This is a genomic window from Sphingobacterium bovisgrunnientis, assembly GCF_009829085.1.
In the GTDB taxonomy this organism is placed as follows: Bacteria; Bacteroidota; Bacteroidia; order Sphingobacteriales; family Sphingobacteriaceae; genus Sphingobacterium; species Sphingobacterium bovisgrunnientis.
Window position 1 is genome coordinate 1 of sequence record NZ_WUQY01000040.1, and the last position, 12,011, is coordinate 12,011.

The 12,011-nt window shown below is 36.6% G+C and carries 8 protein-coding genes; 7 read left to right on the top strand and 1 reads right to left on the bottom strand.

Annotated elements, in window-relative coordinates; all coding sequences use genetic code 11:
* Positions 1-127: 127 nt before the first annotated feature.
* A complete protein-coding gene (locus GOQ16_RS15160; protein WP_160070062.1) occupies positions 128-706 on the bottom strand; it encodes a PhnA domain-containing protein in 579 nt (192 codons plus the stop codon).
* 132 nt (positions 707-838) lie between these two features.
* Between GOQ16_RS15160 and ypfJ the strand changes: the two genes are divergently transcribed.
* The 7 genes from ypfJ to GOQ16_RS15195 all read left to right on the top strand — a co-directional run bounded on the left by ypfJ (position 839) and on the right by GOQ16_RS15195 (position 11,996).
* Positions 839-1,699, top strand: coding sequence for a KPN_02809 family neutral zinc metallopeptidase (gene ypfJ / locus GOQ16_RS15165; RefSeq protein WP_160070063.1), 861 nt, complete (start codon positions 839-841; stop codon positions 1,697-1,699).
* A 348-nt stretch (positions 1,700-2,047) separates the two neighbouring features.
* The gene (locus GOQ16_RS15170; protein WP_160070064.1) at positions 2,048-3,586 is read left to right on the top strand and encodes a S8 family serine peptidase; all 1,539 of its coding nucleotides are present in this window, start codon (positions 2,048-2,050) and stop codon (positions 3,584-3,586) included.
* Positions 3,573-5,819 carry a S9 family peptidase gene (locus GOQ16_RS15175; RefSeq protein WP_160070065.1) on the top strand — a complete coding sequence of 749 codons (2,247 nt, stop codon included), beginning with the start codon at positions 3,573-3,575 and terminating at the stop codon, positions 5,817-5,819. The genes GOQ16_RS15170 and GOQ16_RS15175 overlap by 14 nt, the downstream gene beginning before the upstream one ends.
* A gap of 3 nt (positions 5,820-5,822) precedes the next feature.
* Positions 5,823-9,173, top strand: coding sequence for a SusC/RagA family TonB-linked outer membrane protein (locus GOQ16_RS15180; protein ID WP_160070066.1), 3,351 nt, complete (start codon positions 5,823-5,825; stop codon positions 9,171-9,173).
* Position 9,174: 1 nt separating this feature from the next.
* On the top strand, positions 9,175-10,539 hold the full coding sequence (locus GOQ16_RS15185) for a RagB/SusD family nutrient uptake outer membrane protein (RefSeq protein WP_160070067.1): 1,365 nt from the start codon (positions 9,175-9,177) through the stop codon (positions 10,537-10,539).
* The gene (locus GOQ16_RS15190) at positions 10,529-10,726 is read left to right on the top strand and encodes a hypothetical protein (RefSeq protein WP_160070068.1); all 198 of its coding nucleotides are present in this window, start codon (positions 10,529-10,531) and stop codon (positions 10,724-10,726) included. Before GOQ16_RS15185 ends, GOQ16_RS15190 begins: the two co-directional genes overlap by 11 nt.
* A gap of 13 nt (positions 10,727-10,739) precedes the next feature.
* Positions 10,740-11,996, top strand: a complete 1,257-nt coding sequence (locus tag GOQ16_RS15195) for a DUF4843 domain-containing protein (protein WP_160070069.1) — start codon at positions 10,740-10,742, stop codon at positions 11,994-11,996.
* The last annotated feature ends 15 nt before the right edge of the window (positions 11,997-12,011 follow it).

A 12,011-nucleotide genomic window follows, 5' to 3' on the forward strand; every position in this document is an offset into this window, starting at 1 on the left:
TAAGTTATAAAAAAAATGCGATAAATCAAAAATCATCGCATTTTTTTTAAAATATCTAGTAAACAGCCAAAGTCAAGAAACGGGATATGAATTTCATATCCCGTTTTCTTAAAAATCTAAAACTTAATTATCCTTTTCTTAAATATTTTGTAAGAATAACGATTGTTTGTCCATCGATTTTTCCTTCAATAAAATCAGTATTATTAGGGTCAAGTCTAATATTCTTTACCACAGTTCCTAGTTTAGCATTCACCGAAGACCCTTTTACATCTAAAGTTTTGATAAGCACTACTGTGTCACCTTCGTATAAGCGCGTTCCATTAGAATCTTGATGAAATTCAACGGTAGCTTCTGCTTCATGATCGCCTGTTTTCTTTGCCCACTCTATGTTTTCTTCATCTAAATATAATATATCAAGATTATCAATTGCCCAACTTTCATTACGCAATCTACTTAATATTCTCCAAGCGACCACTTGAACAGGTGCATGTTCAGACCACATAGTTTCCCCCAAAACTTTCCAATGCTCTGGATCAATTTGTTCTGTCTTTTCGATTTGAGATTTACAAGTTTGACATACATAAATACTGTTATCAACATTTACCATAGACACTGGAGGAACTTCATAGACACTCAAATTAGAGGAACTAGTACACAATTCGCATTTGCTTCCGCTTCTTTCTTGAAGTTGTTTTTCTAAACTCATATAGGTTAATTAAAAAGCCAAAAATACAAAATAAGTAGTATAATGACCAATTTGTAATTTTATTTAAGTAATTGTCGTAATTGGTAAGGATTTTGTTAAATTCAATAAATCTAATAATCAAATATAAAAATTATGAAATGGCAAGGTGGTCGCACAGGCGGTAGAGTCGAAGATAGACGTGGCATGTCTGGCGGTAAAAAATTAGCTTTAGGAGGTGTTGGCGGTGTAATTGTCCTTTTGATAAGTCTTTTCATGGGCGGAGATCCAGGACAGTTATTAGAACAAATGCAGGGTGGAGCATTGACAACAGCGCAGGGAGAATATGTATCTACCCCGGAGGAAGATCGTTTGATGCAGTTTTCAAAAGTAGTTCTTACAAGCACAAATGAAGTATGGTCACATATTTTTACAGAATCTGGTAAAAGTTATCCAGATCCTGTATTGGCAGTATACTCTCAAGTTAGTGAAACTGCAGGATGTGGCGTGGGGAGGGCTGAATATGGGCCATTTTACTGTCCCGCAGATCAAACAGTCTATTTGGATTTAAGTTTCAATAAAGAACTAAGTACTAAATTTGGAGCTAAAGGTGAATTTGCATTAGCTTATGTGATTGCGCATGAGGTAGGACATCATATTCAAAATTTAACGGGTGTATTAGACCAAACAAATGCAATGCGGGCAAAAATGAGCGAACGTGAATACAATAAAATTTCGGTAATGACTGAATTACAAGCGGATTTTTATGCAGGAGTTTGGGCACATCACGTAAATAAACTTACCAGTATTGAAATAACATATCAAGATATCGTAGATGGGATGACAGCTGCTGCTGCTGTTGGAGATGATCATATACAAGAAAAATCTCAAGGCTATGCTAATCCGGAATCATTCACGCATGGTACTTCTGAGCAAAGGATGTATTGGTTTAAAAAAGGTTATGAAACAGGCGATATTAACGCGGGAAATACTTTTAATGAGCCCAGCTTAAGATAAATCTTAGACGAACAAAAATTTACTTTATGCCTTATTCAACGATGTTATTAGTGAACGTTGAATAAGGCATTTTCATTAGAAATATTTCAGAGTACAGTCATAATCGTTTTTCATTACAATGTCAATTTAGATAAGTTATTTGATAGAACTATTAAGAATTTTAATTAAAGGATATTTTGATTGAAGCTATATAAAAATCTAGTCTGAATACGATTTAAAAATTCAAAAAAAATTTAGTACGAGACTTATTTAATCATTTAGCATATTATATTCTTATAAGTAACAAATGCGTTATTTTGCTGTTTTGTTATTTTATATCTGCATTATTTAACATATTTTCGCGGTATTATGCGTTTTTTGAAAATATTTTTAATAGTGCAGGTGATTTTATGTACAGAATCAACTTTCGCACAGCAGAGTAAATTACATATTCATTGGCATCATCAAAACTCTTCTCAAGGTTACTATGGTGTAAACACAAATGAAGCATACGATTACTTAAAAAATCAAAACATAAGCTTAAAGCCTATTGTTGTTGCTGTTATTGATGGTGACCTTGATACCAATCACGAAGATTTAAAAGATAATTTATGGATCAATCCGAGATCTTTAAAATCTAATGCAACTGCCACACATGGATGGAATTTTCTTGGAACTGCAGATAACAAACTTATTTCTAAAGTAGGTACTGAAGCCTTTCGCGAATACAAAAAACTTCGTCCTAAGTACGAAAACACACAATTGTCGGATTGGAAAAAGAAGAAAGATATTGCAGAATTCAATTACTTTTTGCAGGTAAAGAAAGATGCAAAAATTCAAGGCTATCTTAATTTCTTTCCAATAATCAAATTAACCTATGAAGCTTTTCGTCTGACAGATTCAACGATTAAAGTGCAAGGATTAGATGAGCAAAGTTTGTCAATAAAGGATTTGGCTAATTTAAAATCAGCGGATTCGGTTACGCAAGAATATATTGAGGCAGCAAAGCGTTCATCTTACCGCTATGCAGAAACAACAAAATGGTCAGATTTATATGCCTATCAAGTTGAAGAATTCAAAATCGCAGAAAAACGCATTAAAAGTTTAGATGATCAATCCAATCCAAGATTCAATATTGGTGATAACATCAACTCATTGCGCGATAAAAATTATGGTAATCCTATTCTCATAGACTCAAATAGTTATCACGGAACTTTTGTTGGCGGTCTAATAGCGGCTAATCGCACGAATGAAATTGGCATCAACGGTGTGGCAGATAATGCCAAATTGATGGGATTGCGTGCTGTTCCTGACGGAGATGAATTTGATAAAGATATTGCTTTAGCTATTCACTTTGCTGTGGATAATGGAGCAAATATTATCAATATGAGCTTTGGGAAATATTATTCTCCCAATAGTGAATGGGTAACCGATGCATTAGCCTATGCTATGAAGAGAAATGTAATTGTAGTACAGGCTGCTGGTAATGATAATAGAAATTTGGATACTATAAATTGTTATCCAATAAAACCAGCAAAAATTAAATATAAATACAATTCTTACTTGCGTATTGGTGCATCAACTCCTGATGGTTCAAAAGCTAAATTTTCAAATTTTGGTTCTGAGACTGTAGATTTTTTCGCTCCTGGGGAGAAAATAACTTCTACAGCAACCTTTGACCAATATAAAACAGCGAATGGAACTTCGTTCGCAACACCAATTGTTTCAGGTGTGGCAGCACTGGTATGGGGCGCTTTTCCCGAATTAAAAGCTTATCAAGTTGTGGAAATTTTAAAGCAATCTGCATATAAAAATACTGTGAGTGCTTTAGCAGCATATGCTGTTACGCCAGGTATAGTAGATGCTTACCAAGCTTTATTAATTGCTAAAGAATATGCTCAAAACTAGTTTCATTGTATTTGTATTCCTGAGTGCATTTGTGCTACAGGGACAAACTTTGCTTCCAAAGTCGAAGTATGGTGCTTCAAGTAGTCTTGTTCTCAACGGCTCGGTCAATGTCAATTGGACAAAATCTGCGGCATATTATCTGTGGGATGAGGGAGATGATAAAGTTATCTATAAGATTGACTTAAAAAGCAATCGCAAAACATTGTTGACTTCTGAAAGCACCATTAAATCAGCCTTATTAAATGGCAATTTTGCGAGCAAAGATATTTTGGATAAATGGAATCTATATAGCTACGAAGTTGATGAAAATCGTGAATTGATATCGTTTCGATTTAATGGCAAAAATTATGATTACGCTTTACGAGATAAAGTATTAAAACAAGTTGAGCCGGAAAAGTCTGCTGTTAAAAATTCATACAGACCAAATTCAGCAGATTATTGGAAAAAATTTAATAGCGATAGTACGAAGTATATTTTTGGTAAAGGTCACAATGTGTATTTATTTGATATAAAATCGAATATAGAATATAAACTATCTAGCGATGGTGAACCTTATTTCTCTTACAATAGCAATAACACGGCTGAGAATGATACAATAAAACCTGTAAGCACGAGTGCAGTTTGGATTGGAAATAATATTATTTCTTGGCGTGAAGATAAAAGACAAATAGGCGAAATGGCTGTAATTAATAGTCTTTCTAATCCTCATCCAACAATTCGATCATACAAGTTTCTAATGCCTGGGGACTCGACTACGGTAGGGTATGATGTCAAAATTTGGAGTGCTGCAAGTCTTGTTGCTAGAACCATTAAGGTTACCGAAGAAAAAGACCAACGCGTTATTCTCGCTGGACAATTGGTCAATGGCAGAACTTATTTATGGGGAGATCGTTTGGGTGTGAATTCAAATTACACTTACTTTCTAAGACGCTCTCGTTCCAATGAAAAAGTAGAATTATGTCGTCTAGACTTTAATTCAGGACAAGTTAAAGTGTTGATCAATGAATCGACTTACCCGCATCTTAATGAACAATTATTCACAGTCAAAATCTTAAATAACGATAAAGATATATTGTTTTGGTCAGAACGAACAGGGTATGGTCAATATTATCTTTATGATAATACAGGAAAATTATTGAACAAAATTGGGCCTAAAGGTAACTATGTTGTAAGTAAGATTGTTGAGCTTGATACCACAAAAAGAGAATTGTTCTTAGAAGTTTATGGATATTCAAAAGGTGTAAATCCGTATTATAAACAATACTTAAAAGCTTTTTTAGATAACGAAAAAGGAATCCTTTTAACGCCTGAGCCTTCGGATAATCAAATTGTGTTTTCGACGGATAAAAAATACATTCTTAATACATATTCTACAATTAATACGCCGAACACCTATGCAATTCGTACTGTCAATGGTAGATTAATTTCCACTATTGGTCAGGCTAATATGGAGAAGTTAAAAGCTACAGGATGGTCTGCACCTGAGCAAATTCAATTGAGAGCGGCTGATGATTCGACTATATTGTATGGGTTACTATATAAGCCTTCGGACTTTGATCCCAACAAGAAATATCCGATTATTTCTTCTGTCTATCCAGGTCCGCAGGAGGATTTTGTTCCGCAATCTTTTTCCATTGATGACAATCAGCACCAAACTTTTGCAGATTTAGGCTTTTTGATTCTTCAAATTCCATCTCGAGGATCTTCGCCGTATAGAGGACTTCAGTTTCATAGTTATAGCCACGGCAATATGCGCGACTATCCATTAGCGGATAATAAGAAGGCAATAGAAGACTTGGCAAAAAACAGATCTTATATTGATTTGAATAAAGTTGGCATATTCGGGCATTCAGGTGGTGGTTTTATGACAGCTACAGCTATGATGTCTTCTCCTGAGTTTTACAAGGTAGGGGTTGCAGCTTCTGGCAATTATGATCCAAATATCTACACGCAATGGTGGGGAGAAACCTACCATGGGGTGAATACAACGAATAAGCCAAACTACATTCCGACGGCAATAGAATTAGCGCCTAATCTGATAGGAAAATTGTTGCTCATCACTGGTGATGTCGATACCAATGTACATCCAGCACATACATTTCGCTTAGCAAATGCGTTGATCAAAGCCAATAAATTTTTTGATATGATGGTTATGCCTGGAAAGGATCATGGTTTAGGCGATTGGTATTACCAATCTTTAATAGCAAATTATTTTTTATTTCACCTAAAATAAATAATGTTAAGAAAATTTAAGTACAAATTTCTTATACCTAATTTTTGGTTATTATCAGCATTAGGAGCGTCATTAACTTTAAATCCTACAGGTATTTATGCGCAGTCTGCTAATCAGCGGCTTAAAGTTTCTGGTTATGTCACGGATGAGTATAGTAATCCGATAGGCGGAGCGACCATTACGCTAGGTAATGGAAAACAAGTAATGACAAATAGCGATGGCTATTTCGAAGCAGCAACCGTAAAAGGAGACAAATTCAAGGTTTCATTTATTACCATGATAACCCAAGAATTTGTTGCGCAGAATGAAAAACCGTTCCGCATTCGACTGCAATCTTACGACATCAATGTAGGAGAAGTCGTAGTTACGGGCTACAACCAAAGTACAACCAGACGTACTACGGGATCCGTAGCGGTTGTGGATGGAGAATTGTTGAAGGATCAGCCACTGTTCAATGTGGATAAGCTTCTTCAGGGTAAAGTTGCGGGTTTGAGTGTTAAATCCCTATCTGGACGCCCTGGTGAATCTGCACAAATTCGTATCCGAGGTACAAATACAATTACGGGTAATGCAGAACCATTGTGGGTAGTCGATGGAGTGCCTTTGCAAAAAGATATTCCTACAATTAGTTCTTCGCAAATAAAAGCTGGGGATTTTAATGGGATCTTCTCAGGTGGTATAGCTGGAATTAATGCAAACGATATTGAAAGCGTAACTGTATTGAAGGATGCTTCCGCAGCGGCAATTTATGGTTCTCGTGCTGCGGGTGGGGTCATCGTTGTGACTACCAAGCGTGGAAAAGCTGGTCGTATGCAAACAAACTACTCCAATTATTTTTCGATGAATGCAAAACCTCAACGTTCGTTGGGGTTGATGAATTCCGCCGAAAAAATAGCTTGGGAAAAGGAATTGTGGGAGAGATATTCCAAAGAGGGCTTTTTGAACAATACACATTTCCCAAAACTAGGTCTTGTAGGATTGGTGCGTGCTGGAATAGGAGAATTTGCAGGTCTTACTTCGGATCAGCAAGAGGCTATTCTCCAAGATGCAACATTAAACACTACAGATTGGTTTGATGAATTATTTCAAAATTCGTGGTCTCAAAGCCATAACATCAGTTTTTCGGGAGGTAATGAACGTAGTAGATATTATGTTTCGGGAGGATATGGAAATAATAATGGTTTGGTTCAGCGTACCTTACATGATCGTTACAATGTATCTTCCAAAATTGATTTGACACCAAATGATAGATTGCAGATAGGAATTAATGTGGATTTAACGTCACAAACATCAAAAGCTCCAGCTGCAACTGAGAACATGTTTCGTTACGCTTATTTTGCGAATCCTTACGAAAGCCCGTACAATCCTGATGGTACTTATCGCGCGGACCGCACTTTCTATAGTTTGAAAGAAGCGAATGGGGGAGGTTATGACATTTTCATACCGCCTAATGGTTATAATATTTTACGTGAAGTCAACGAAACGAATAGTGTTGCCAACAATTATTCGGGTACAGTTACTACCAATTTGCGCTATAAGATTTCCAATTTATTGTCTTTCTCCGGAATGGGATCGTATTCCTACACCAATAATCAATCGGACAATATAAATGGTAAAGCTTCGAATGCTGCTTTTCGCGATCGTTTGAGCTTTGACGGGTATATGTCTACGCGTACATACGCTTCAATTACACAAGCATCGTCATTGAATAACAGCTACATGTTGCGCGGACAGTTTGAAATTGGAAACTTCTTGAAAGGCAACAACCGTATTTCGGCTTTAGTTGGTTCAGAAATCCGATCACAACGTGCAAAATCTGTAATTTCTAAACGTTATGGTTATGATGAAGTGACCGGAAATGCGGCTATGCCTGTGCCACCAAAAGGTAATGATTTAATTGATTACAATGAATTGGTGAATTATGCAGCCATTGTCGATGGTTTATCTGGGCAAACGCGTACAGAAGATGCTTTTGCTTCGTTTTACTTTTCTGCTGATTACAACTATGGACGTAAGTATACGTTTAGTTTGACAGGAAGAACAGATGGTTCTAATAATTTTGGTTCAGATCAACAGTTTAATCCGACATGGTCAGCTGGTCTTTCGTGGAATGTAGATGAAGAAAATTTCTTTGCCCCAATTAAAGAAGTTGTAAACCGATTTACGCTAAAAGCCGCGACGGGTTATACAGGTAATGTCAATCGCCAAGTTTATCCTCAATTGATTATGGATTATTTGACATCCTTCCGTAAAACATACGAGGATTATTACCGAATAGGTGTAATTGGCAATGCCCCAAATAAAAATTTGCGTTGGGAAAAAACACAAGATTATAAAATCGCAGCAGACTTTGGTTTGTTCAAAAATAGATTAAGTGGTTTAGTTGAATATTACACACGTACCAGCACAGATTTGGTGACAGCATTAGCTGTACCGTCAACTACGGGTTTTACATCACAAAGATTCAATACATCAAAAGTTCAAAACTCGGGTATAGAATTCTCTTTGCAAGGACAACTTGTTAAAAGTAAAGAATTCAGCTGGTCTGCTTCGGTGAATGCAGCGCACAACCATAATAAATTACTGAAATTCTCTACACCCACAGGAACTGCCAATACTTCTGCTGGCCAACAAGAAGGCTATCCATTGAATAGTATATTTACAGGAAAAGTGATTGGTATCGACCCAGCAACAGGAATCTATACGTATCAATTGCGTCCAGATGCTGTCATTACTTCTAATGCAGATTTACGTGACGCAGCTAATTATGTTTTTTATGTAGGCACTTCGGACGCGCCTATTACTGGTGGTTTCAGTACATCTGTTAGCTACAAACGATGGACAGCATCCATTGGTGGTAATTTCACTTTGAACAGTAAGATAATAGATGAAGTCAATCCGCAAACGAATTATGGCTCTATCTCTACATCCTCATCAGACACGCGTGAGCCAATTCCTACGAGTTACAATGATTTGTACTTACATCACCTCAATGTTCCGAAAGATCGTACACAAGTATGGTTTCAAGATAACCCTATTGTCTCGGATTATCCGAGATTGATAGATCATTATGCGGCACCTTTGGGTTTCCATCTGACAAATCCAACCTTGAGTACAATTACACGTGCATCGATCTTGAAAGACATCTCATATTTGCGCGTGGGTTCAATTCACATTGGTTACTCTCTGAGTGAGGAGCTCGTGAAAAAGATGAGATTAAGCAGTATGGGCTTTAATTTTTCGACATCAAATCTATTTACAATCACGAATTACGATGGAATAGATCCTGAAACTCCAGGAGCCGTATATCCACTGACACGTTCGTTTTCATTTGGTCTTAATATTGGTTTATAATATGAAAAAAATATACGCAATAGCTTTTTCACTGTTGTTATTTAGCAGCTGTGACAACTATCTGGAAGTCAAAACTTATGGAAAAGCTATTCCAAAAACTTCAGAAGAATTCTCATCTATTCTGCACAGGCATTTAAATAGTATTGACAACGGAGAGGATCATGTATTGCTTGAAAGTTCTTCTGATTTGGTCACTATGGAGTCTATTACGGACAATTTCAATGCGACATTGACTTTATCGGGAGGAAGTACATTGCAAATGTATATTGGCGGTTCTTTGAATAACAAACAAGCCAGATACCAAAGATTGTATGAATTAATTCGCGACGCGAATATTATCATCAGTAATCTACCTTCGCAACAATCTGCTGAGGAAAAAACTGTAATGGGGACAGCTTACGCAATGCGTTCGATTGCTTATTATCATTTGCTTCGCGATTTTTGCGAACCGTTTGAGGATGATGGACAATTGGGCGTGCCAATTGTGGTCGATTTTGACATGGAAGAACGCCCTGTTCGTGCTTCTTATGGAGCAGTGAAAGCGCTTATTGAAAGTGATTTTGAAAAAGCATTGACGTATCAGTTGTCGGATGAGATCTATCGTTATACGCATGATGTGGTAAAAGCATATTATACAAAATATTTCTTTTGGACTAAGCAATGGGATAAAGTAATTACACTTTCTGAAGAGATTGTACAAGATTATCCTTTGGTACGCGGTGCTGAATACCTATCTATGATCCAATCAACTAATAATAAGGTTGGTAATGTCTTAATTCGCTCGTATTTATATTCTTTTACTACTGCTATCTCATTTGCCAATAGCCAATCTATCATCAAGCAAAGACCGTTGAGCCAAGAGTTTGTCGAATCTTTCCAAGATGAATACAATGATATTCGTTATGTGCTAACTACGAATAACAAGCGTATCAATCAAAAATTACTAGTGGGTAAGTTGCGTTCCGCAGAATTTGTATTGATGCTGGCGGAAGCAAATGCACATTTGAATAATTCGGAGGAGGCTTTAAGATGGATTAATCACCTACGTGAAAACCGCTTGATCCATTTCACACCTTATACGCTAGCATCGCTACCAAACGAGACTACTTCTGGGATAATTCAAGTCGATGTGAATGGCAAAACTTTATCTCCACTAATGGCTACTATTCTGAATGAAAGAAGAAAAGAGCTTCACGCAGAAGGTGACCGTTTTTATGAGTTAAAACGTAATGGAAGACCCGAATTTTGGGTGTCTAACAATGGATTGAAGTACACCACAAAGAAATTTATGTACACATTCCCATTACCTCGCACTGATATGGAATTGACTCCAGGACTTATTCAAAATGAAGGATATGAATTTTAATACGACATATAAAATTTTAGCTGTCTTTGCAGTTTTTGTGACAGCAGCAGCATGTGAAAAACCGAATGAAGTACCACCGCATTCGCAGGCATTTATTAGACAATATGTGATACCTCCACCAACTTTAATATCAGTTGCGGAAAGAGATCTGGTAAATCAACAACGTGAAGAATACAATAAACTATAATTAATTAATAACTATGAAAACTAAATTTTCAGCCATTATTATGGCATTTGTAGCCGTAGCGACATTTTTTGCTTCGTGTTCGAAAGATGAAAGTGTTCAATTGCCTGTAGTGGCTTTTGCAAACGGAATTCTTAAACTTGATTTAAACAACCAAGCTACTTTGAAAGTGGTATCTACAGTACCTGCTACAGGTACACAAAATGTAGACTTTACTGTTGCTGGTGGATTGGTAGAAGGTGTTGATTACACGCTTTCAGCAGATCAGTTTACGTTTGAGCAAGGAGCTACAGAAGCAACAGTGGTAGTTACTTTCTTGAAAGACTTAAGTGACGAAGCAGCTTTTGAAGTAAACCTTTCACCAATTAATTTTGGTACACTTGGATTGGCTAAAGCAACGTTATCATCTGATCTTAATGACGCTGTATTATACACATTTGACAAGTCAAATTATATTATGACAGCTTCTGTAGATGTGACTTTCCAATTGAGCAAAATCACAGGATCGTACGCAGCAGAACAAGATTTGTCTTTCGAAGTGGAAGTTGACCCAACATCAACAGCAGTAGAAGGTGTGCATTTTGAATTCGCTGGAAGCAAAGTAATTACTGTTGCTAGCGGTCAGAATAAAGGAACAATCAAATTGAACCTTATCAAACAAGAGAACAACAAGGATCAAGTAGTGTTAAAGTTAAAACAAGTTCCTTTTATCTTGAAAGCAGGTAACTACGACAAAGCGAACATTGGTATTTTTGGTAATATCTACGACAAAATGATTGGTCAATGGGCATACAAAACTATGTCAAACCTTGAATGGTGGAAAATGAATGGTTCTTGGACAGGCGATGATTTGGCTTTATTACCAACTAGCAACACGGTTGCTGATAGATTAACATTTGATCAAAATGGTCTTACGGTATCCATGACAGGTGTGTTGAAAAATTATTTCAAAACTTCCGCGTTGGAGACTTTAGGTGAGGCAACTGAGGTACTTCAAGAAGTAGCAAGTTTCCCACCAGCAAGAGTTCAATTGTTATTGGTAAAATCATTAGTGAACGTAAACTTCTCTGCAACAACAACTACGGAGCGCGAAGCAGAAGTAGGCTTCCGAGTGTTCACAGATACGGATGGAGAAGAAATTTTAGAAGTTACAATCCGTGACTACGAACCAACTGATTTCTTGCAAAATACGTATGCTATGTATAAAACTTTTGGCGATACTCCAGCTTTAAAAACAATGCCGTTACGTTACCATTTTACTAAAGTGAAATAAGTGTAGCGCATAAAT